This window comes from Acidobacterium sp. S8, from assembly GCF_009765985.1.
Taxonomy (GTDB): domain Bacteria; phylum Acidobacteriota; class Terriglobia; order Terriglobales; family Acidobacteriaceae; genus Alloacidobacterium.
In genome coordinates this window covers 19009-42338 of sequence record NZ_LMUM01000016.1, presented here as the reverse complement: position 1 = coordinate 42338, position 23330 = coordinate 19009, and the positions used below count along the sequence as shown (strand labels likewise).

General features: G+C 54.2%; 18 protein-coding genes and 1 tRNA gene. 3 read left to right on the top strand and 16 right to left on the bottom strand.

The window, feature by feature from the left end:
* The 5 genes from GSQ86_RS05715 to GSQ86_RS05695 all read right to left on the bottom strand — a co-directional run bounded on the left by GSQ86_RS05715 (position 1) and on the right by GSQ86_RS05695 (position 8190).
* The gene (locus tag GSQ86_RS05715; protein ID WP_216841024.1) at positions 1–3474 is read right to left on the bottom strand and encodes a TonB-dependent receptor; all 3474 of its coding nucleotides are present in this window, start codon (positions 3472–3474) and stop codon (positions 1–3) included.
* Positions 3475–3780: 306 nt separating this feature from the next.
* Positions 3781–4440, bottom strand: coding sequence for a class II aldolase/adducin family protein (locus GSQ86_RS05710; protein WP_158749004.1), 660 nt, complete (start codon positions 4438–4440; stop codon positions 3781–3783).
* Positions 4441–4451: 11 nt separating this feature from the next.
* Positions 4452–5936, bottom strand: a complete 1485-nt coding sequence (locus tag GSQ86_RS05705) for an aspartate aminotransferase family protein (protein ID WP_158749003.1) — start codon at positions 5934–5936, stop codon at positions 4452–4454.
* On the bottom strand, positions 5933–6592 hold the full coding sequence (locus GSQ86_RS05700; RefSeq protein WP_158749002.1) for a class II aldolase/adducin family protein: 660 nt from the start codon (positions 6590–6592) through the stop codon (positions 5933–5935). Before GSQ86_RS05700 ends, GSQ86_RS05705 begins: the two co-directional genes overlap by 4 nt.
* Positions 6589–8190, bottom strand: a complete 1602-nt coding sequence (locus GSQ86_RS05695) for an FGGY-family carbohydrate kinase (RefSeq protein WP_158749001.1) — start codon at positions 8188–8190, stop codon at positions 6589–6591. Before GSQ86_RS05695 ends, GSQ86_RS05700 begins: the two co-directional genes overlap by 4 nt.
* A gap of 318 nt (positions 8191–8508) precedes the next feature.
* Between GSQ86_RS05695 and GSQ86_RS05690 the strand changes: the two genes are divergently transcribed.
* Positions 8509–9681 (top strand): MFS transporter, encoded by a 1173-nt coding sequence (locus GSQ86_RS05690; RefSeq protein WP_216841023.1) that lies wholly within the window; start codon positions 8509–8511, stop codon positions 9679–9681.
* 18 nt (positions 9682–9699) lie between these two features.
* Here GSQ86_RS05690 and GSQ86_RS05685 read toward each other — a convergent pair whose 3' ends face one another.
* The 5 genes from GSQ86_RS05685 to GSQ86_RS05665 form a co-directional block, all read right to left on the bottom strand.
* Positions 9700–10443 (bottom strand): TetR/AcrR family transcriptional regulator, encoded by a 744-nt coding sequence (locus GSQ86_RS05685; RefSeq protein ID WP_158748999.1) that lies wholly within the window; start codon positions 10441–10443, stop codon positions 9700–9702.
* 421 nt (positions 10444–10864) lie between these two features.
* Complete coding sequence (locus GSQ86_RS05680; protein ID WP_158748998.1) at positions 10865–11170, bottom strand: PRC-barrel domain-containing protein; 306 nt, start codon at positions 11168–11170, stop codon at positions 10865–10867.
* A 299-nt stretch (positions 11171–11469) separates the two neighbouring features.
* Positions 11470–12336 carry a HEAT repeat domain-containing protein gene (locus GSQ86_RS05675; RefSeq protein ID WP_158748997.1) on the bottom strand — a complete coding sequence of 289 codons (867 nt, stop codon included), beginning with the start codon at positions 12334–12336 and terminating at the stop codon, positions 11470–11472.
* Between the two features lie 380 nt (positions 12337–12716).
* Positions 12717–13391, bottom strand: a complete 675-nt coding sequence (locus tag GSQ86_RS05670; RefSeq protein ID WP_158748996.1) for an SAVMC3_10250 family protein — start codon at positions 13389–13391, stop codon at positions 12717–12719.
* Positions 13392–13655: 264 nt separating this feature from the next.
* Positions 13656–15113 (bottom strand): PLP-dependent aminotransferase family protein, encoded by a 1458-nt coding sequence (locus tag GSQ86_RS05665; RefSeq protein ID WP_158748995.1) that lies wholly within the window; start codon positions 15111–15113, stop codon positions 13656–13658.
* 144 nt (positions 15114–15257) lie between these two features.
* On the opposite strand from GSQ86_RS05665, the gene GSQ86_RS05660 reads away from it, so the two are divergent.
* The gene (locus tag GSQ86_RS05660; protein ID WP_216841022.1) at positions 15258–16100 is read left to right on the top strand and encodes a hypothetical protein; all 843 of its coding nucleotides are present in this window, start codon (positions 15258–15260) and stop codon (positions 16098–16100) included.
* A gap of 843 nt (positions 16101–16943) precedes the next feature.
* Here the strand turns inward: GSQ86_RS05660 and GSQ86_RS05655 are convergent.
* Entirely contained in the window at positions 16944–17612 is a 669-nt protein-coding gene (locus GSQ86_RS05655; RefSeq protein WP_254062178.1) for a HugZ family protein, read from the bottom strand.
* Between the two features lie 603 nt (positions 17613–18215).
* On the opposite strand from GSQ86_RS05655, the gene GSQ86_RS05650 reads away from it, so the two are divergent.
* Positions 18216–18290 (top strand) — tRNA-Gly (locus GSQ86_RS05650).
* Positions 18291–18357: 67 nt separating this feature from the next.
* Here GSQ86_RS05650 and GSQ86_RS05645 read toward each other — a convergent pair.
* The 5 genes from GSQ86_RS05645 to GSQ86_RS05625 all read right to left on the bottom strand — a co-directional run bounded on the left by GSQ86_RS05645 (position 18358) and on the right by GSQ86_RS05625 (position 22999).
* Complete coding sequence (locus GSQ86_RS05645; RefSeq protein ID WP_158748994.1) at positions 18358–18672, bottom strand: tyrosine-type recombinase/integrase; 315 nt, start codon at positions 18670–18672, stop codon at positions 18358–18360.
* A 270-nt stretch (positions 18673–18942) separates the two neighbouring features.
* On the bottom strand, positions 18943–19566 hold the full coding sequence (locus GSQ86_RS05640; RefSeq protein ID WP_254062165.1) for a response regulator transcription factor: 624 nt from the start codon (positions 19564–19566) through the stop codon (positions 18943–18945).
* 200 nt (positions 19567–19766) lie between these two features.
* Positions 19767–20153 (bottom strand): response regulator transcription factor, encoded by a 387-nt coding sequence (locus GSQ86_RS05635; RefSeq protein WP_158748993.1) that lies wholly within the window; start codon positions 20151–20153, stop codon positions 19767–19769.
* Positions 20154–20344: 191 nt separating this feature from the next.
* A complete protein-coding gene (locus GSQ86_RS05630) occupies positions 20345–20965 on the bottom strand; it encodes a response regulator transcription factor (protein WP_158748992.1) in 621 nt (206 codons plus the stop codon).
* Between the two features lie 9 nt (positions 20966–20974).
* Positions 20975–22999 carry a PAS domain S-box protein gene (locus tag GSQ86_RS05625; RefSeq protein WP_158748991.1) on the bottom strand — a complete coding sequence of 675 codons (2025 nt, stop codon included), beginning with the start codon at positions 22997–22999 and terminating at the stop codon, positions 20975–20977.
* Positions 23000–23330: the final 331 nt, after the last annotated feature.

The following is a 23330-nucleotide window of genomic DNA, read 5'->3' as shown; positions in this document are numbered from 1 at the left end:
TTAAAATTCAAGCCGCATTGAGATCTGGCCAGTGCGGTTGCCGCCAAAGTCCGACCCGCGCGCTGAAGTGATCTTGCCGAAATTTGGATTCGTGATGTCGAGTAGAGGATCGCTCAGATTCGTGTGGTTCAACACATTCGTGAACGTGACTTCCGAGCGCAATTGGACCCTCTCAGTAATCGCAATTCTTTTATTTGCGCCAGCAGACCAATTCGCCGTTCCCGGTCCCTCGATATCTCCGATACTTGCATTGCCGAAACGCCCGATGGGATTCGAGGTCACGCCGACACCACAGGCATTACCGGCATAAGAGCTGGCGGTATAGCCACTGTTGCTTGGGCAAGCGAAAGCCTGAGGATTGACCCACTGATTCCTGTTCTGATGAGCAGGACGAACCTTGCCTACAATGTCAGGACGTTGATCGCTTCCGTACAGAATGCCTGACCCTGTACCCGAAGGATCGGCGTCACTCCCGGGAATGTAGGGGGTGAGGTAAGGCCCCGTCTGCCAGAGAAAGATGCTGCTCAATTGCCATCCGCCAACCATCGCATCCTCAAAACGGTTCGCGTCTGCGGCGAACTTGCGACCGCGGCCGACGGGGAGCTCATATACGCCAGTGTTGATCCAGCGGTGACGGCGTGTTCCATTTACATCGCCGTAGTCGATTTTGCGATTGTACAGATACGTTGACTGACTGGAATTGCCGCCATTTTCCGACTGGAAGCCTGAAGCGCCCGTACCCACGTTATCTGCTAGATTCTTGGCCCATGTGTAGGCTGAATCGAAAGTAAAGCCGCTCCGGGTTCGGTGGTTCGCCTCCGTTTGCAGCGATTCGTAGTTTGCCTGCGCACCGGGAAGATGGGAGTTTATAGCGCCCCAATTCGGAAAGGGACGATCCGTAAGCGGACGCTGCAGGGTCGGGGTGGTACTCGAATAGGACATGGCATTCAAGTCTGGAGTCCATACCAGATCGTCCGTCTTCATCGCAATGTAGGAAATGCGCGTACCAATATTGCCCTGAAATTGGCGGTCGATGGACACGTTCCACTGCATGGAATAGGGGTCTTTCCAGTCGATTTTGTCGGCCGTGTTGAAACTTGAAGAGCCGTAAACCGGAGTACTCAATCCAGTGCCCGGGCTTGTCTGCGGCCACATGTACGCCAGACCATTCGGCGTCATCGAATTTTGAAAGCTGAGCGTCGCAGCCTGCAACGAGTCGGTCATCGCAAAGAAGATGCTGCCCAGCAATGTTGTGTTGTAAACGCCGAAGCCGGCGCGTACCGCGGTTTTGTCATCATTGAAGGGACGCCATGCAAGTCCAAAGCGCGGAAGGAGACGATCTTTTTGCGAATGGCGCAAACTGCTCGGCAGATGAGCCTCGCTGTTGGAGAGCACAGGCGTGCATTGCGCATAGGGAGTGCTCGACGGGCCGTATCCGCAACCGTCGAAAGTGGCAAGAAAAGACGGGTCGAGAAGATTCTGGTGGCCGGCAGGATAGATGATCGAGCCGGTGCCGGGAGTACCGGGATCAAAGTTTCCGATCGCTCCATTTGCGTCGTGATACGCCGGATGGTACTCATAGCGCAAACCATAGGACACCGTCAGATTCGGCCTGACATTCCACTGGTCCTGCGCGAAGCCGCCGTAGTAGATCGATCTGCCATCGTTCTCGGGAATCAGCGTGTAATACTGCGTCTCTACAGGGGCTCCGGAGAGATAGTCCGCAAACTGCGCTGCACCGCTATTCGCAAGCAACGCACCGGTAACTTGGCCGGTAAAAGCAAACACCGAGACATTATTGAGCCCGTAACTCCCGAGCGTAGTGATCGACTGCATCGTACGGATATCAAACCCATATTTTGTCGTATGTGTTCCCTTGGTCCAGGTTAGATTGTCCGCATATTGGAACAGATGACTTTGCGACGTATTATTCAGATTGCCGGCCTTCACCATCGTGAGGTTGGGGAAATAGATGGCCGCCATGCCATTCACCGGATAGTTCGGACCAACCGGCTGAAATCCAGCCGCCGCCGTGTATGGCCCACCATTGAGTTGGTTCCGCATCCCGTTTCTCTCGTCGGTAAATCCGAAGCGAAACTCGTTAAGCAGGTTCGGCGTAAAGCTATAGACAAGAGAGCTGGCCAGAATCCGATAGTCGTCGAAATCAGTAACCGAGGGTATGTTCAGGTCCTGCGGAGCCAGACTCGTGATGTTCTTAAATGTGTATCTCGCAAAGCCCTGAAGTTTCTGGCTAAACCGGTGGTCGATGCGAGCGTCGAATTGGTTCGATTGGTAACTGCTGTCCCGATTCGCGGCGTAGTTATAACCCAAGCCGGCTTCCGCTTCAGTAACCGTCTGATAGTTGCTGACATTCGGTGCGGGAAAGAGACTCAGGAACGGCTGAGCCGAAGCATTGACCGGCGTTACGACGTTGTTTTGATAAATCCCGCCGTTCGAAGGATTGAAGAGCCACGTTGATGGATTGGATGGATCAAACGGAATCTCCTGGCTGAAATCTCCTGCCAGCATAGACTGCGTCGGGACCAGATCCTGGATCGTCGACTGCTTGGGAAAATGAAATCCCTCATAGTCTCCGAAAAAGAAAGTCTTGTCGTGCCCGCTGTACAGGTTCGGGATATCCAGAGGACCACCAGCACTCGCACCAAAGTCATTGCCGATCTTCTCCGGCCTCTCGACTTTTCCCGTCGCAGGATCGACAGGCGTGCCATACGCGACTGCATCAAATGCACGGTTCTGGTGATACCAGAAAAGTGACCCATGCAGCTGATTGGTTCCGCCCTTGGTCACAGTGGTGATCTCGCCCGCCTGCCCGAACTCGGCATTATTGCTAACGCCGTCAACTCGCATCTCCGCGATGGACTCGGTCGACGGAAATGCGTCCGAGAGTGGCGTGTTGCTCGTCACGTTCTGCGTAGAAATGCCATCAACAGAGGTTTCCGTCTGGAATGGCTGTCCTCCCTGCACCGAAAAATTGAGGCCATTATCGGATTGCACACCGGGAAGTGCCTGAACCATATTAAGCGGGCTGGTGCTTCCGCTGGCGCGATAGTTCGATGGCAGACTCATGACACTCTGCGTGTTCAGCGTAGATGCAATCGAGGGGGTTTCCGTCTCGATGGCTCCGACGGTACCTGCATCTACCGTGACTTCCTGCTGCGCTGCTCCAACAGCCAGAGTTACGTCGACGCGCAACTGCTGTCGCGCTGCCAGCGTTAAGTCAGAGATTAATTTGCTCTGGAAGCCAGCCTTGGATACCCGTACCTCATATCTGCCCGGAGACAGATCTGGCGCCTGAAAATCGCCGCTGTTGTCGCTGGCATAGTTTGCCGAACGTCCCGTGTCCGCATCGATGATGACGACTTGCGCAGCAACGACGAGCGCGCCGCCTTGATCTTTGACCGTGCCAAGAATTGTGGACTGGACCGATTGCGCGGTCACTTCAATCGTAGCCAAGAACAGAATCAGTGGAAGGAAACGCCAAAACCGGTACTGCAAAAGCTCACCCCTTAAACTTGTTTAAGGTATATGAGCATTGCTCGTATTACAAGTCAAAATTAAAGTTTGAATAATTTTTTTGGGGTCGGCAAATGATCTTGGGGTTTGAACCACGCGGCACCTAGGCAGTAGTAATACCAAAAAGTAACTTATCTTGCGTTGATAAGAAGCAGGCACTCATTTTGAAGGCCCACTCCAGAGGATAATTACATATGAGCGTCGATTATCTTATGTAACGGAGTGCCGCCTTATCGCAGTCCGCACTCAGTATGCAGTTATTTCTTGAGGAACGCGGCCATCACGATAACTTGCCGCTGCAGTAGCCTCGTCCTTTAATAAGCGTCGATTCGCAATCATGCGCACCCAGAACGGAATATGGCTGATTCGTCCTTTACATACTCGCGCTATCACATATGCCTGCGCACATTTTTCGTAAAGCTCTGTATTGAAGAGTACGCGATCGCAAGTCATACCCAGGCACAGCAGGCGCTCGCCGAAGAGCACGGCATTGCCTCCGCGCCGGAACATTTGCCTGACACATTCTTCGCGCATGGGTTCATCGCTCTTCAGGAAGCCGGATGAACCGATATGTCTCACCTGCTCATCGAAGATCGGCGGCAGAGGGCTACCAGAATTGGCAAGCAGTCGCACCCATTTCGGACATGTGATCGCAATTGCGCCCACATCGCTGCGTTCCTGATAGATCCATGCGTGGAGCATGCTCAAGTCGTCTTTCGCGGAAAAGTGAATAACACGAATATCGGCGGGCTCCGCCTGACGCCAGTCCTCGCTACCGGATATCAGCATCATCTGTGCCTGTCCGGGTATTCGCAGGGAGAAGCTGTCTGCCGAATTATTCAGGAATTCTTTGCGGGCAAGACGGCGGCAGCCCTCCACCAATTGCTCTTCGAGTTGTGTCTGCATTGCGATTACCCCTAAACGAGTTTCAGCACATCTTCGAAGCGGTTCAGCGCATCGTCGATGACCGCGTCCGTGTCAGCCAGCCCGGTATAGATGCGACTACCCGCCAAAGTCACGATCCCATGCGCGCTGAACGCCGCTCCCATCTCTTCCATCATGTGTCTGCGTGGCCCTGCCTCTTTCATTACCTTAAGTGGATTGCGCATGCTCATCAGCATCACGCCCGAGGTCTGGAGATGAACAATCGAACCCATGTTGTAGGCAACATACGGCAGCTCCAGACGCGTGATGATTTCCTCAAGCCCTCGTCGCAACCGATCACCTGCACGCCCGGCATTCACTGCAGCGTTGGTCCGCTGCATTTCTTGAATGGCAAAATAACCCGCAGCGCACGAGAGAGGATTAGCCGAAAGCGTCCCTCCCACAAAGGCGCGCTTCGACGCCGTTCCGATACCGCCGGCCAGCAGCATCATCACATCGCGCCTGCCACCGATGCCGCCCGCCATCGGATAACCGCCGGTCAGGCATTTACCTAATACGGTAATGTCCGGATTCACTCCGAAATAGCCTTGTGCGCCTCCCATGCCAACCCGAAATCCAGTGACAACCTCATCGAAGATCAGCAGCGCGCCGAATTCCCGGCAGAGACCCTGCAGCTGATAATTGAAGTCGCGCGTGACAGGTCGGGTACCGCTCTCCGGACCCAACGGCTCTACGATGATGGCCGCAGTCCCCCCGCGAAGCCGATTCAGTTGCAGCGTTCGACGCAGTCGATCCAGATCATTCGGAAATCGCTCCTGGATGTAAGCCGTGGATGATCGCGGTATGCCCATGGCCTCGCGACGGCCAGTACCTGGAATCCGCATGCCATAGACCATCTGATCGCTCCAGCCGTGATACGCGCCCCCGATCTTGATCACCCGCTTCCGTCCTGTGTACGCACGGGCCAGACGAAGCGCCGCCATCACAGCTTCCGTTCCCGAGCCCAGCATCCTGAACATCTCAATCGACGGCAGCGCCTGACATACCAGTTCGGCCAGCTTGATTTCATATTCGTGCAGGAGGCCGGTTACCGGGCCGCAGGATTCCAGCAACTCCTGGACCTGCTGCCGGACTCTTGCGTCATTCGAACCAAGTAGGGTCGGTCCCCCTGCCTTCAGGAAATCAATATAGCGGTTACCATCTACGTCGGTGAGATATGCTCCGTTTGCTTCGGACACAGCCAGCGGAAACGGATAGTTGAACGCAAGGTTATGTTGAATACCGCCTGGAATAACTCGCGATGCGTTCTCGGAGAGCCGCTGCGAAAGAGTGCATCGTTCCGAGAAATACCTGAGGACACCCTCCATATTTTCCCGGCGAATCGGGCGAATCGGCTGACGCAACAGTGCCGCAAGACGCTCGTATAAGGCGTTGGTATCTGGCCATTCCGAAATGCCATAAGAAGAGGACGCAGCGCTACTGTTGGCGAATGTCATCGGGTCGGCAGTGAGATTCATTGCGCGAACTCTGTTTCCGCGGCGCCGTCCAACTGTCTGAGGACTGCGGACAAATTTGGCTCGAGACTCCGGCTCATTCGGCTGTTGATTACGTCGCGAAAGAAATTCGTACACTCCGCCTCCAGCGCTTCCACTCTAGCTACAACCTCGCCGAGCGTCGCGCCGCAGCATACAACGCCATGGTTGCGCATGAGATAGGCATGGATCTCGGGCCGAAGTGTCTTGCCGAGTTTCGAAGCCAGCCAACTCGTACCAGAAGGCGCATAGCCGACAAGCACAGCCTTCGGCCCAAGAAGGGTCCGGCGATGCGGTTCTTCAATTCTGAGATCACGACCCAGCAAGGTATAGGCGCTGGCAATCGGCTGATGCGTGTGAATGCTGGCGTCGCAATCGTGCCGCGCGCGCAGGATATTGGCATGCAGTCTAAGTTCGACAGAGGGCCGACGAGCTCCTGCAACCTGACGCAGATTGTCTAAACGGAGCACGCAAATGTCTTCCGGAAGCATTGCGTAATAATCCGTGGCCGAGGGAGTAATGGCGAAATGGGCGTCATCGATTCGGCAGGCAACGTTCCCGCCTGTCCCAGCCAGGTATCCTTTGTCTGCCAACAACAGACAGGTCGAAACAACCTCGTGGCGCGCTTGTTCGAAAGTCATGGATGGGCTCTCTTCTCTGAATTCAATCGGCGATAAAAGGGCGCCAGGCGCCGGTAGGCAAATTTGAAAGTCTCGAAGCTTTCCTTGTACAGGGCTTGCCTTTCCGCGTCGGGCAAGTAGGTGCGGCGGATGCGAATCAGGCCCGGTATGTCGTCGTAGGAAAGGGCTCCGATTCCCACGCCGGCAATCAGTGCTGCGCCGATAGCGTTTGCCTGAATAGGAGCTTCTGGCTGTCGAACCGGAATGCCTAAGACATCGGCGAAGATCTGGCACCAGACGTCGGAAGTCGCTCCCCCGCCAACCATCGTGATTTGATCGAGCGCCTTCCCTAGAAAGCGATTTAATGGAACCGCCATCCAACGCGTGTTGAAGGCAACACCCTCAAGGAATGCCCGGACTACGTCTTCGCGCGAGTGCTGAAGTGACATGTTCAAGAGACCTGCTCGCAAGGTAGGGTCATCAACCGGGCTGCGTTCTCCACAAAGCCAGGGAGCATAAAGCAAGCCGCGGGCGCCCGCTGGCGCACTCGCGGCCATTCGGTCTATCGCGGAATAAGCATTCTCTGGCCGTTCAACGCCGAGCCCGTCTTCATGGAAAAGTATCTTGTCGCAGAGGAAAGACAAGTTAGAACCAGCCGATGACTGGAGAGCAACCGCCAGGTACCGACCCTTGACCGCGCACGGTACAGATGCGATCTGCGCAAACGGGTCTGTCTTCTTGAAAGGAACGTGCATGCCAATCCATGAAGACGTACCGATATAAAGGTGCGCTTCTCCGTCGCGAACCGCGCCGGATCCAATCGCAGCAGCAGAATTATCCACTGCGCCAGCTACCACGGGCGTATTTTGCGGCAGCCCCAGTTCCCTTGCAGCCGCATCGCACAATGGGCCGAGCACTTCCGTGCAAGAGACAATATCCGGAAGCTTATCCATCGCAATGCCCGACTGTGCGACCAGCTTCCGGTCGTAGCGGATACGGTCGACATTGCGATTGTCAGTGACCCAGGAAGTCAGAATGGAATCCGCGGTAGCAACGAACCTGCCTGTAAGTCGCAAGTTCATATAGTCGAGCGCATTTAGAAATTTATGCGTCCGGCCATAAATCTCTGGCCAGGAGTTCTGGATGAAGGCCATATGCCCCAGTGAATCTTTCCCTGAGAGCGACGGCGCACCGCCTGAGCGCCTGATCCAGCGAAACAGCTTGATCGGATCATAGCCGGCCACCGAGAAGATCCGGCCCGCGGCTCTTCGGCGGATCGCGTCACGTCCGCGCATGTCAAACCACAACATGGCACGATGGAGCGGCAGGCCGTTCTTATCAACCGGAACCGTACATTCGCCCTGACAGGAACAGCAAATAGCTGCAATTTCTCCCTGGACCTCAGGCAGTGTGGCAATCAGCTCGCGAGCTGCGCTGACAAAGGCGTTCCACCAGTCTTCGGGCGCCTGCTCCGCCCCAATTCCATCGACAATATGCAGGGGGATGGAGCGAGAACTCCATTTATGGACAGCCCCTTCGAGCGACACCAATGCGCATTTGCACGCAGACGTCCCCAGGTCAACCGCAAGTACAAATCGTTTATGGCGTTTTGTCGCCACGGCCTCTCCTGGCGCACGTAGACTTCGGCGTGGGTCTGTTTGATAAGACCGCTGGTCCACCCAATTCTGAACCCAATCCTGCAAGCTTTGCGAATCCTCGGCTTCTCAAGCAAGAATATGAGCAATAGTCATGTTTGTCAATGCTCGATCCCTATTGACACGCACCCTTCCGGCGAACTAGTTAAAGGGAGGAAAGCTTTGAATCGTTTCGATTGACAGCGTCTCATCCGCCATCTTCTAATACATGATCACTAGTCATGTTATAGGTGCGTTATCCCGCCTTACAAAACCTTGCATGGAGTCATGTTGAGAAACATCTTGCCAAGTAGGCGGGACCGAATGATCGTGCTGCCTGCGATCGGGTCGCAGCTGATTGCCACGACAAGTCTTTTCCTCATGCCCGCCTTGATGAGTACTCTCCAGGCTAAGGCAGGCTTGTCCGACAGGGCCTCTGGATTGTTATTAAGCATGGAGTTGGCCGTTTCGGCGTTCACAACCATATATTTGACCGCATTCTTCCACGGCCATTCCTTCAGACGCTGGGGCGGCAGACACCGGGCATTGTTCGGTGGCGCTCTCGCGATTGCGGGCACAGCGGTTACGCTTGTCTCTCCTGCGGTGCCAATGCTTTTTGCAACACGCCTCGCTGCCGGAATAGGCGCAGGTATTGTGGGAGCCGAAGCAACGAGTGTCTTGTCGCGAGGAGTTGAGCGGGAAAAGCTGATTGCCATTGTGACGATTGCTTCGATCGTGAACGCTGCAATCTGGCTTGCGGTGTTGCCTTATATGGTTGACAGGCTTGGATACCGCGGTCCATATCTCTGCCTTTTGCTGGTCGCCATGAGCGGCACCTACCTATTGAGGCGCCTGCCGTCAGTATCCAGCAGACCGGACTCTGGTCAGCAACAATTAAAGTCGTCATTTAATTCAACCGCTGTGTTCGTGGTCGCAGCGATCTTTCTCACACAGCTAGGGCAGGGCGCATTCTGGAGTTTGGAGGAAACCTTCGGCGCGCGCGCCGGCTTTAGTAGCCACGCGATTGGGATTCTGCTCTCCGTCGCCACTCTCCTGCTGCTACTCGGCGCTGTGGCATCCGCCTGGATAAGTGGTCGGCTGGGAAGGTTCTATTCATTGTTCGTTTTGATCGCGTTGAATGCCATCTCAATTCTTCTTATCAGTGTGATTACGGTCCACTGGATATTTGTCGCGGCCAATGTTTTGCAATCGATCACGAACCTGTCCTCGGTTATCTGCCAACTGGGTTTGGCCGCCAGCCTTGATCGGACTGGACGCGTAGTTGCCGCTGGGACAAGCCTGGTAACACTCGGCAATGGGCTGGGACCCGGTTTGTCGGCGAATTTGAACGATGTATTTGGTGCGCCGTCTGTAGGCATCGTAGTCCTCGCGTTTAACCTGGTGGCTCTCGGGCTTTATTATGCGGTCAGTCTGCACGAGGCAGAACGTCCGCGGGTGCCGGCTTCTTTGACATAACCTTGCAAGCTATGGAGGTCACAAGTGCTTTGCCCGTTTCTTTGCAGGGCGAGCCTTCCCATTCGTGCGGGCGTTGCGGCCGCCGTCTCCGCGAGGTCTTTTCTTCTCTGGTGACAAAACTTTGCTGGCCTCCAGAGTCTTCGGGTCGAGAAGCACCGAGAGTGCGGTCGTCAGCGAACGAAGGACACGAGCACGGTGCGGCTCTGGAAGAGTAAGAGCAAGCCTGGTGGTAGCGCTGGCAGCTTCGATCGCGATCAAGGCGCGATCGAAGAGGGCGCTCGCATCGCATTCAGGGTGCCTCAGCCGCAGAGCATCCGCAATGCTACGTGCATTATGAAGAGTGTCTTCCACGTTGAGTGCGCGCAGCTCCATCGATGCAGTTACGCAGCTCCATATCTCGATGAACGCGGGATTGGACGCTTGGAGGTCAGCCATCTTGTCAATAATGACGTGATTCAGGTGGCTCGAATCATCCGTGCTGTTGTCCAGAAATTTGTGAATCTCCTTTGTGAGAGTCTCCGTAATCGTTGAGGTATAGCGGGTCCACATCTCGCGCACGATAGCCAGTTTCATCGGGAAATATTGGTAGACAGTGGCGATCGGCATCCCTGCTTCGCGCGCGATTTCTCGCATGGAGGTACTTTCATATCCGCGCGCCGCGAAAAGATGAAGAGCGGCTTTCAACACTGTTTCGAAGCGGGCTTGACTGCGCTCCTGTTGCGGTATCCGCTTTATGAGCGTTCTGCCCTCAACATCAAACATCGTTTCCTCCACTAGAACCTGTCTCATCGATTCCCGCTGCTCGCGAGATATTTGAATCGTTTGCGACCAATCACAACTCTAGCGTTATGACACGCTTATCTTTGTCTGAGTTAGCAGTATCCGTTGTGACCGCTAACCCGATCCTGCGATCATTTAGGCAACAACGGGGCGACAGCCTACTTTCCATCGATATGTCTTACGCATTCCAAACAAAAGTGGCCGCGCGGATGCCATATTATAACTATTGTTCATGTTCTGGATCGGACGCCTTCCGGCTATGGCAGGCTTGCAACTCTAGACACAAGAGATCGCAAAGAGAAGTCTACGAGCGGAATCAGGAGGGGCGACTGCGTGCTCCCGGGGGCCAGCTTAGGATCTCCGATCAACAACTCTCAGGGAAGGCTGCGGACCACTTCAGGAGTTAAGACTTTTCCTCGTGCTGGTCGTCGGTGTCCGGAAAAGTCTGCCGCAGTTCTAGCGTCGGAACGGACAGGAGGACAGCGTCCGCTACTGACTGGACCAGTCGTACAGGTAACTCGAGCGTAGCAGCGCGGAGCAGGCCCCGGGCAGCACCGATCTGCTCAGCGGCCGACTTATTCAATTTGATCTGGAGCGCGGCGATAATCCACGTGGAGGTGTCAATAAACAGAGCAGCAACTTCGCCGATCGCTTGCCCGTCAGCCGCAATTACTGTTCTTCCCCGAAGGTGGTCATCAGAAACCTGCATCGTCGAACCCCCTATGTGAGCAATTAATTACCTGAACTTGCCGCGCTTGGGTAATGCAGCGAGTGTACACCTCTCCTTGAATGTGGTTGACGGGTACCCCGCGCTGTCCACAGAACCCTTCAGGCCATCGGGCGCTCGGGAGAAGCGCCGAGTCAAGGGATGAATCATCGCCTGCGCCCACATGAGTTCACACGCATATCATTGCGCGGCGCCTGTTTCTTCTCCGAAATGTGTCTACATATAGACGATCCCAAGCCACAATTCCCGTGGAGAAGTCTCCGGCAAAAACGAGATTGGGGCTATTTCTTCGGCTTTTTGGAAGCGGGTTTTTGGGGTTCGGGCTTCGGCTGCATCTGAATGTCGTGCAGGCGAATTACCGCTGCAGCAGCTGAAATCTTTACCTGGTCCTTGTCGTCCTGGAGGCCGGCCTCAGCCGCGTCCAGCAATGCCGGATCTCCGCGCCTGGCAATTGCATCGAATGCGGCGGCGCGGACGAGCCATTTGTCCTTGTTGGCCGATGCCTCGGCCAGCGCTTTTCCGCTCTTTGGATCAGGGTCTTTGGCCAGCATCAGAGCTGCCGCAGCCAGCACCGGTGAGGTATCGTCGCGGGTGAGCAATTTATATCCGCCCATGGCAAGGCCGCCGAATGGTATAAACCCGATGCCCGCCTGTACGCCGAGAGCCGCCATCTTCTTTGGATCTTTGAGCATTTTCTTCTGCTGCTCGGTCAGGCTTTGGCCGGTCTTCTGCCCTCCGGTAAGGACTGCGTAATACACGTTGTATCCCGAGTTGTCACCCAGCTCGATGAGCGAGTGTGCGGCGGCGATGATAACCAACGGGTCCGTGTCCTGAAAGGTCGCGTGTAAGTCCGCAATTGCGTCTTTCGCTCCCATCTCTCCAAGTGATTGAGCCGCAGCGGCTCGCACCACGGCCTGCTTGTCGTTCTTCAAGGCAGAAATTGCGGCATCTTTGGCCTTTGCATTGCCGTTGAGCTCGCCAAGTACGTGGGCCGCTATTGCGCGCACGTCAGTGCTGTTGTCCTTAAGGCCAGTGTTCAATACCGTCCAGGCAGTCTGCTCTTGGGCTTGGGCAGAATCCTGCGCGGTTGAAGGCGCTGCAACTGTGGACAAAACAACCAGGCAGATTGCGCAAATCAATAATCTCATCTTGTCTTCCCCGTCGCGTCTCACGACCGCCTCGAAAACTTTGGAACATAGTAGCGGTTTCCGGCGCCGATGGGGAAATTAACTCGGGGAGAGGAAAATCCTTGGTTCATTCACACTGCCAAGATTGCGGATGAGAACATCGCTTATTGAACGGGCGACCTGTGGGTATTGAAAACTCAGATGTGAGACAACGTCCAAAATAACGCCGCGTCAGAAGGCTCTATAAGCGATTCGCCGGGAACGGCTGACCATTTTCCATCCCAAAAAAATCATGCCGCTCTCATGAGTATCGAGTTTTCACCAGCCACGGCTGGTGGAACCCACTGGCTGAAAAGTCTCACGAGATCGTAGGCGGCGACCTCCATCAGTATTTGCGGTGATTAGAAAAAGCTGGTTCTATCGGTTGCCATAGCCACGTAAAGCGGTGTTCCAACGAGGACATTGGGGAAATCGGATTCACCTGGCGGTTTTGTCTTGGCAGGCCAGTAGGCCAGCCGTCTAGCAAAGAACTCAAGCTGCTGATTCGGACCATAGATGGACCGCAAAGCATGCCGCGTCGAATATCTCAACTCTTCTGGTGCATCCATAACCGAGGTGTGGGCCAAATCATTCTTCTGCGTATCAAGGTAGACCGACAAGAAATGAAGCACAGCTGGCGTCGAGACGCTCATAGGGAACGCGGCCCCCGTCGTATTTCCTATCAGGTTACGGACGGGACCACCTAAACCGAGGATCGTTTGCTTTGTCTCCGCCCCAAAATATGCCAGAAAGGATCGATCAAGAATACAGTCACTCCATTTCATCTCTAATGAGCCTTCAAAATATTCATTTGGCTCATCTACCGTGCCTACCTCCCCAGATCCGCGAATGTATTCGAGTACGGTTTCGAGTCGCGCTATACGGCTCTCTTCAGTTTTGGTCTCAGCGGATTCCCACGCGCCAAAGAGATTCGTATCGATCTTGGACCCGACCGTCACCCTCTTCTTGAGAGCTCCCCGCAGCTGTGAAAAAAGCACATCTACCTGGGCGTCCGAAATGTATATGTAATACTTCACGTTTTTCTAACGCGCTGATTCTAGCAGCCGGAGAAAATGTATTGGTGAATTTAGTGATTTGCCTGCTTCTCCACAGCAAAATGAAATGATGAAGGGCGCTTTTTAAGCAGATACCTAACTTTTCTACCGAGCCGGACCGAGGGTATATCGGGCGATTTTGCAAACGGGCAAAGCGCTGAAAATTACCATCTAGTAAAATTCGGCTGGTTTCACCAGCAGGCGATGGCACTCTCTGCTCAGAATCGATGGGCCACGAGGCTCTGGTTAACTCAATGCCTTGGCGAGTCGAATCAAGCCTTCCCAAATCGCAGGCTTATCGTAGCCAGCAAAGCCCAGAAGCAGTCCCTTCGGGTCAGGACGTCTCAAGGTAAATCGGTCAAGGGCGAGAACTTCAATTCCCTGGGCCGCCGCCAGCTTCTCCGCTTGCCGTGAAGTCATCCCGTTTTTGAGAAACCCGATAGTGTAGAGCCCGGCCCTGACTTCGGAAAGTTCAAGCAAGCCACTTAGATGTTGCTTGCTCCCTTCGATCAATGCCGCGAGGCGGCCGGCATACAGATTACGCATGCGTCGCAGATGGCGTGCCAAATGTCCATCCACGATGAAGTCGCAGAGGACTGCCTGGTCGAAGGTCGAATTCCGAAAATCTGTTTGATAACGGAAGGCCAGGAAATAATCAGCTAATGACGGAGGCAGCACTACGTAACCCAAGCGTAAGGATGGAAACAGTGTCTTGCTGAATGATCCGATGAAGATCACATTTGAATGATTATCAAGGCTTTGCAAGGCGGGCACCGGCTGTCCCTCGAAGCGGTACTCACTGTCGTAATCATCCTCAATCACAAAGGCGCCAGAACGTGAAGCCCAGCTAAGAACGGCCATCCGTCGTTCCAGGGACATTGTGACACCCAGCGGAAACTGGTGAGCGGGCGTCAGATAGACGCCCTTGGCACGCGGACAAATTTTCATTCCGGCAGAGACAGACAGGCCTTCTTCGTCTACCGGCACACCGATGATTCTTGCCCCCACATTGCCGAACGCGATGCTGGCTCCGAAATATCCAGGATCCTCCATCCATATCGGGTCCCGCGGTTTCAGAAGAAAGCGTGCCAACAGGTCCAGCGCTTGTTGTATCCCAGAAACGATCATGATCTGTTCCGAACTGCATCGCACGCCGCGAGACGTGCGCAAATACTCGGCAATCGCGTCGCGTAATGGCCGATAGCCACGCCGATCAGCTTCTGTCTTCAGCCATGACCTGAAGTTTCGTGCCCGGTTTGCCGCTATACGTCCCCAGATCTCGGATGGGAATTCGTTGGTGGCTGGATTCCCGATCCTAAACGGGCGGACGCCCTCTGGAAAAGCTAAGTCGACGAATGGCTTTGGCTGGACGTATGCCGAAATGACACGACGAATGTAAGCCGGAGGAGTCGATGTCATCCGCTGGGTTGGCGGAGGTGCGGCTATGTGATTTACCCACGTACCTAATCCAACACGACTGGATACGTATCCCTCAGCTTGCAGACGTTCGAGAACGCTGACAACTGTTCCACGTGAGAGGCCGTACTGGCTGGCGAAGTCTCGGGAGGCCGGTAGTCTCGTGCCAGGCCCAAGCCGACCTACAAGAATGGCAAGTCGCAGTTCTCCATACAACCACGTTGTTAAAGTCTGGTGCTGCGGACGGCTATTGAGAGTGAGTTCGAACGAGCTGACGGTTTTCGACACGTGATTTTTCTTGGTCTAACGATATTAGCGCAAAATGGCTCTATTCAATGTACCAATGCCGCTCCATACTGTGAGTTCTGACGTCAGAGCGTGGCTGTTCTCAGCTTTCTGCCAAGGCTGAGGTTGGGCCGTGCAAAGGAGATTATGCGGATGAGAGTAGGCATGTGGTTCTATGGCTTGGCAACAGTCGTTACCGGGATCCTGAATATTGTTTGGGGGGAATTCGAGGCCTCCCATCAACCGATACAATCCTTCGGCCAGCATATTCCTGGCGTACGCGTATTTGCATATCTCGCCGGTATCTGGCTGGTTGCGGCTGGCATGGGAATCTTATGGCGACGTACCGCACGGGCGGGAGCAGTGGGATCAGCCATGATCTACCTTATCTTTGCCCTGTTCTGGCTGCCCCGGTTCTACACTGCGACTCATGCGTTTGGTCTTCGAATTGGTGTCGTAGTTTTCGTCCTGGGCGGTGTCGCTGCACAGATTCTCTTAGTCGCCCCGGCAGCCATCGTCTACTCCGCGACCCAGTCACTCGATTCGGAATGGCGAAGGAGAGCAGTGATTGCCGGTCGTTGGATGTTAGGGCTGCCTCCGATTACCTTCGGTCTAGGGCACCTCATCAATCTTCATGCTTACGCACGCTTCGTCCCGCATTGGGTGCCGTTTGCATCCTTTTGGATAGTGCTGACCGGCATCGCTTTCCTGCTGGCTGGGACTGCCATTGTTTGCGGCATTCAAGATGTATTCGCTGCCAGGCTTCTTGCCCTGATGCTGTTGGTGTTTGAGGCGGCTGTAGAAATACCACCAGTGTTTATTCAGCCGCACAGCCAGATTGCATGGGGTGGTGCAGTCTACAACCTGACGGCGATCGGAACGTGTTGGATATTCGCTGAGTTTGTCGTCAGGAGTCGTCGGGCGGAGCGAAGAGAAACCGGCGTCTCCGGTCAAATCGTCACATCTCGTCCTGATTCGCTCATCGCGTGAAGCAATCCATCTAGATATTCCTGAGACAATGTGACATTGTTCAGCCGCAGGGCCTTTCTTGAGATGGCCGCCGCACTTTGCGCAAGGCTTACATTTTCCGGCGACATTTCAGCAAGCGTGCTGCTTCCTTTGCGCGAACACCGCGACCTCTTTCCAGAAGGTGTGGCATCCGGATCGAAATGAAAATAGCGTCTTGCTATGGACTCGTCGTCCACCTCTGGACGGCAAGGCTATCAGCAGCTTGACGGAAGAAGGCGCAGAGGATGAGGTCTTCCGCGATCTCGTCTCTCGATCAGAAGTTCGGATCGCCCTGAGTCTGGTTGGACGTGCCGTGGGCTCGTGGCCGCTGGGGCAGTTTGGAACACCCAGAGATGAAAGGACAAGTACTTTCAGGTAATCCGAGATTTTCTGTTTGAACTAAGGCTAAATGAGTAATTGTCGATTGCATGGATTATGTAGGCAGACGCACTACAGCGTCTCTCAAGTCTCGCCTGTATGAGGCTCTATGCGAATATTTTCAGTGTTCGCTGTGCTGATTGCGCAGATATTTCTATTTGCAAAAACACCGAACTCCGCGGTGCGGGAGTCAAGGCTGTTAACAGAAGACGTGGACTATGATGCGCGCGTTCACCGGTTCCCTGTAACGGGCGTATGGCAGAAAAGATTGAGGAAGCGCACTTGGCATATGGTTCTCACAAAACAACGGAGATGTGATTTTGTGGCGGAGAAGGAGAAGGTATGTACCGATTATCGGCGAAGGCCTCCACATTGGAGCGCGTGGAATTGTGGTGACCTACTCTCTCCCAAGCTCCTGCGATGCATCCAGACGGAAACCTATTGCAGTTATTGCCGGGCCTTACGGACCATCTCAACCAGCGCTGTCCGAGTCTTCATAGGGGTATCTATCTCTTGGGGAAAGTTGATGCGAACGGCTTTCATTCCCTCATGCGTCTTCAATCGAAGAGTGAAACCCAGTCGATCGACCGAAGTCATGGTCGCTTCTGTCGCTTCGAGCCCAGCATGAAAACGTGCCAGGAGGATCATCGAATCAACATGGTCAGCGTTCATGTGCGTAAGGATTCCGGCTGCGGCCTGAGCCAGTGGATCAGGGGCGGCATCTTCGTAGTCTCTGGCTCCGACCCACCCCATCACGCCAAAACCACCCACATAGTAAAGATCGACAGGCTGGAGCCGGAAGAAACTGAAGTCAGCGAAGTCGACCCAGTAACGGCTATTCCCATGACGAGCAAGGTAAATCTCTCGAATGGAAGCTGAATCGCTTGCTGACACAGATTCAGCAACTCCGACCAACGTCGCGCGTGCAGTTCCAAGTGGATCTCCATCGGAATTCGCCGGTCCGATGAAGAGGCTGCATCGCGGATCGGACTTCAGATTCTGCGTATGCATGGCCATATTGCTGATCAGAAAGAGCGGACGGCCCGCCAGGTCGAGCGCAAAGGGCATGAGAGATCCAAAGGGAAATCCAGGATGCTTGCAGGAGAGCGTCGACAGGGTCCCGACCGGCGCCAGCGAGATCAGGGTGCGGATACGCTCAGCGTGACCTGGTTCAGGGAGTTGCGGCGATGCTGGCCCGCTGGATGCGTGCTGCCGGGGGCAGCGGTTTCATTCGAGGACATCGGCTTCTTCACCTTTCAACCTATGGTATCGGGAGTGGCCACGCGGTGCATTTATCGCATAGGTGCCGTCGTCTCGTTGAATTCATCGGGTTGGGATCGTCAACAAAGGGAAGAGCAAAAACCTGCGCGCCGCAAACTCAGGAGAGGATTTCTCGGGGAAGAAAAAAATATAGGCGTTCTTGATTTCAACAACTGGTTGCCCCCAGGGCCGAACACTATCTGATCCTTCCTTTAGTATCTTTTAGAATCTTTGTCGAAGTAGACCAACACGAATGTCCACTTGTCATTGTGCGTGATTAGCATTTGATTCTTATGCGGCGTTTGAGCGATACTCTGGGTACGCTTTGCAATATCGGATTCGGCGCCAGGAGTTAATTTTCCTTGGCCCGAAGCCCCCGCTACAGGCTCGTTGCTCAAATTTGATAATGAGATTTGATAGCAATGAGGCGATGAAGCCGCGAATTATTGATTATGTAGGGCGGGAGTAGTTCAGTGGCAGAACGTCAGCTTCCCAAGCTGAATGTCGCCGGTTCGATCCCGGTCTCCCGCTCCATTTGAATCAAGAGCTTGCAACATTCCACCGAATCCTGAAATCGTTTTGAACACCATTTGAACACCAATTACATGACTAAGGCTGTTTCCAGCTGCTGTACTGCCTCAAGTCTTTGTTTTACCGAGACCTGTGTGTACACGTTCTGGCTTACATCCAAGCTGTGTCCTAGCTGGTCAGCTACCCATTTGGGATCGACCCCCAATTCCTTCATGATGCTGGCATGCGTGCGCCGCATCACTTGGAAATTGGCCCATTCCAATCGAATCTTTGACAATCTGGGAAGAATGTTTCGACGCCAGACATTTTCCTTCGCGAGTGGGGTTTTGTTTTTCGATGCAAATACGAAGCCTGCGGCTTCGTATCTGCAACCAATCGCCGCCACATCACAATATCCGGGGAGAACCTGTTGTTCCCAGATGCTTGATTGTTTCCGTGCTGAGAGATTGGCCTCCCAACCGTGCTGGATCCGCCACCGTCTCAGGTTGATTCCACGGCGGCAAACCAGCGTTCTTAGGCTCTCTTGACTCTATCGTAGCGCTCGACGGACCGCCTCTGTCGTAGGGGCGCCTTCGTGTGGACCTCGCTCATAGTGCCTACTTCCATCTCTGGACTGGAATGCACCATCAAATGCCGGGACTAAACATCTAGCTCATCACGCGGCCGCAACTGGATCCATATGCACGAGGCCCCGTCTGAACGCTACATTGATCGCTTCCGTGCGTCCGGTCACATTGAGCTTCTCCAGAATATGCGTCATGTGTACCTTCACCGTCGCTTCACTTATATCCAGCAGCGCGCCGATCTCCTTGTTGCTTTTGCCGTTGGTAACCGCTCGGAGAACTTCCGTTTCCCTAAACGTCAGCCCGCGGTCGGCGACTCTCTTTCCTAGCTGGGCCGCGACTGCGGGAGGAATCCACCTCTTGCCTTGCGCCACGGCGCGAATACATTCGACGAGCTCATTGAGCGATGTATTCTTGAAAAGATATCCATAAGCGCCCGCCTTCAGCGCTCGATAGATATCTTCCTCACCCTGACATGTCGTAAAAACGATGAGACGCGCAGCCGGCTCTTTCGCGCAAATGGACATGACTGTCTCCACGCCATTCATGATCGGCAATCTCAATTCAAGGAGAGCAATGTTAGGAGACTGTGCAGCATATTTCTCCACTGCTTCCTGACCATTGGACGCCTCAGCGACGACCTGCATGTCAAACGTGCGGTTGATCAGCGTTGCCAATCCCTCGCGTACGATCGGATGCTCATCTGCGATCAACACCGTATATGGTTTGCGGGGAGTTCCGAGACTTCCCCATGATCAGCAATGATTTTATTTGTAGTCGACACGTGAATCCTCCAGCGTTTTGCCGATTTTGCCTTTTGGCGGTGGTCCTTAGGACACATCGCAAAGTGGCAGACTTCATTGGAAAACTCGAACTCACTGCACCTGCGCGAATGCAGATACAAAGCACGAAGACGTCACTGTGTTCGTCTTTTCGCTAACTTGAGGGCTATGTGAACAGCGTTTAGCAGTGCATTATCTTCGAACGGCTTGCCAAGGAAAGCAACCGCTCCTGCCTGTGCAGCCTCGTGTCGTACCTCTGGTTCGTCGCGCGCCGAAACAAATACTACCGGTAATCCGTTGTGTTCTGCTGCCAGGCGGCGTTGCAGCTCAAATCCGCTCATGCCAGGCAGTCCTATGTCCAGAATGATGCAGCCAATCCCTTCGTGACTGCCGGCGACAACGTAGTCCTCTGCCGAAGCGAAACTTTCAGCCCGTAATCCAGCGGACTTGAGGAGCCTTTCAAGGGACCTGCGCATCCATAGGTCGTCATCCACGATCGCTATGTGTGTAGTCTCAGCCATGGCTCCCCTCCTTGAGCCTGAACTCGTGTTGGCTAATAAATCCGGATCCCAGTGATCGATCGAGAAGAGGCCCGCCGATTGTCTTGCGTACCCGCGGGTCGTAAACTCATTCGCCTCACTTGCTTCTATGAATGGAGCGTAGCGCTGGTAGTGCGGCTTGTCTATTGGATCTTGGTCCCATAAGACTGGGATCAATTGGCGTGGAGGCCAAGCTTCTCGGCCATGTGGATCAGATCAGCCAATGATACCGCTTTCATCTTCTGCATAACCTGACCGCGATGAACCTTGATGGTCTTCTCGCTTGCTCCTAGCTGCGCGGCTATCTGCTTATTCAACAAACCGCTCGTCACGCAAGGGAAGACCTCTCGCTCACGGGGTGTCAGCAATGCATAGCGCTGTTGCAATATGCGCATTTCAGCGCTGCGTCGTCTCAGGATGTGGCTTTGTTCGATCCCGCGCTGGATTGCTTCCAGCAGATCCTGTTCGCGGAAGGGCTTGATGAGGAACTCAATCGCGCCGGCCTTCATGGCTCGAACGGACATCGGAATGTCACCATGGCCAGTGATAAAAACAATTGGAAGAGCTATCTTCTCAGCAGCAAGCTCCTTCTGAAGATCCAGTCCGCTTAGTCCGGGAAGGCGAACGTCAAGGACCAGGCACCCCGGAGCATTGGGACGCACGCAGCGCAGAAATTCCTGTGCTGATGAGAAAGTCTGGGCCTCAATGCCAACCGAGCGTAGCAGTCTCTTAAGAGAAACACAAACCGAAGGCTCGTCGTCCACGACAAACACAGTTGGAGGCGTTTCGTTCATCGCATACGCCTATGCCATAGCCGGCAAGGAAAAGCGAAAAGTCGCCCCGTGGGTTGTGGGATCATTGCTGGCCCACAACCGGCCGCTGTGCGCCTCAATGATCGAGCGGCTGATGGACAAACCCATGCCCATTCCGTTTATTTTCGTTGTAAAGAATGTATGGAATAATTGGTCGATATGCCGGGGATCAAGCCCGGTGCCGGAATCCTGCACGGCGACCTCCAGGCCGGATTCGCGCGCGTCGGAGCGGATCACCAGAACTCGCGGGCGGTCTAAAATTGTGGTCATTGCTTCGATACCGTTCATGATCAGGTTCAGCAGAACCTGCTGCATCTGCACTCTGTCGCCCATTACTGGTGGAAGTGCAGCCCACAATTCCATCTCCATGGAAATATGTTGCTTTTCCAGTATGCCCGGGATAAAGGCCACCACCTCATGAATCAACTGATTCATATCCAACGGCGTCTTCTCCGGAACACTTTTCTTGAGCAATTCGCGGATGCGTGAAATGATTTCTGCTGCCCGTGTTCCTGCTTCCGCAATATCGGTCACCGCCTGTTGCACCTCCCCGAGATCCGGTGCGGCGTTAGCCAGAATCCGCCTGCTCGCGTTGGCATTGTTGACGATTGCAGTAAGCGGTTGGTTAATTTCATGCGCAATCGAAGCGGTCAACTCGCTCATAGTAGACATTCTGATGACCCACGCCAGTTCTGCCTGAGCTTCCTGAACAGCCTGATCCGCCCGTCGGCTTTCCGTCAGATCCCGCGTAATCTTGGCGAAACCAATCAACTCTTCGTTCTGGTCGTGCAATGCGGTGAGAATCGCATTTGCCTGGAAGCGCGATCCATCTTTACGGAGCCAACACCCGTCTTCTTCGAACCTGCCTGCCGTGGCTGCTTCTCGCAGGGCCTTCGCTGGCCTGCCCTTACGCAAATCTTCGTCACAATAAAAACAGGAGAAGTGTTGTCCGATAATCTCCTGCGCCTGGTATCCTTTGATACGCTCCGCTCCGCTATTCCAGCTGGTAACGAATCCTGCCGGGTCCAGCATGAAAATAGCGTAGTCTGCGGTACCTTCCACTAAAAGGCGAAATCGCTCTTCGCTTCGACGCAGTTCTTCGGCAGCCTGCCTGCGCTCAGTAACATCTAGAGTCACACCGATCATCCGGAAAGGTTCGCCTGCGCTGTCGCAATGGGTCAGCCCTTGGCTCAGCACCCAGCGAAGTTGACCATCCTGTCTCTGAATCCGATACTCGACATCAAATTCTCCGCCCGGTCGAAGTGCTTCGCGAATAGCCAGTTTCACGGCCGCGCGATCCTCGGGATAAATCAGCGAAATAAAGCTTATTTCGTCGAACGTCTGTCCGCTTGGCTTAAGACCAAAAATTTGAAAGTGCTGATCGGACCATACAGCAATGTCCATGCGGGGATTCCAGTCCCACACACCCAATCCTGAGGCTTCCTGCGCTAGCCGGAGCTGCCCTTCGCTGTTCCTAAGCGTTTGCTCTATGCGCCTGCGTTGATCGATCTCGAGGAGCAGGTCTTCATTGACTTTCCTGAGCTCCGCTGTCCTTTTCTCGACCCGTCGTTGCAGTTCCGCCTTTGCCAAACTCAGCTCTTTTTCTGCACGGCTCCGTTTAGCGATTTCAAGCCGTAGTGCCGCGGGACTCGGCAATGCGACGGCGTGAGGAACCAGCTTCAAAAGTAAGATGGCAGTAGGTACGGAAGCCATGGCAGTGATGGCCTTGATCGATGCGGACACCCAGTAGTCCGCATGCCACAGAGTCCACACCTCCATTGCGTGTGTTGCACCGCAGGCAAGGATGAAAATGCCAAAGCAGACAAACATCCAGTGAAATGGAAGATCTCTACGCTTGCGAACAAAGTACCCGAGTGTGAATGGAATGGAAAGGTAAGACAACGCAATCAGAGAGTCTGAGATAACATGCAACCACACCAGGCCTGGGTCCCACATATAGCAGTACCCATGAGGCATGAATGGGCCAGACGAGAAAAACGCCTTTAGGACTGGCATCGTGCACCTCGCGGCATTTTACTTGCTCCGCGACCAAGGACACTGCTACAGACTAATCGCGATAGAAACCGCCGATTGATAAAAGATCACCCGTCGTGGTTCAACCTCGTCCTCGGAATAGTGTGACGTAGACATCCAAAAGAGCCAGAAAAGATTGCAGAGTGTGCGTATGCCGCCTCCATCTGCTTAACATTCCAGATGGAGAGGGAATGCGAAACGAGCTCTTACAGGTCATCGCTTCAGCCCCCTTGGCTTCAGCGGAACCTAGTGCTTGGTCCCATGTAACCAGCGATCGATCGAGATCATGATACTCGTTTACATGAAACAAGGC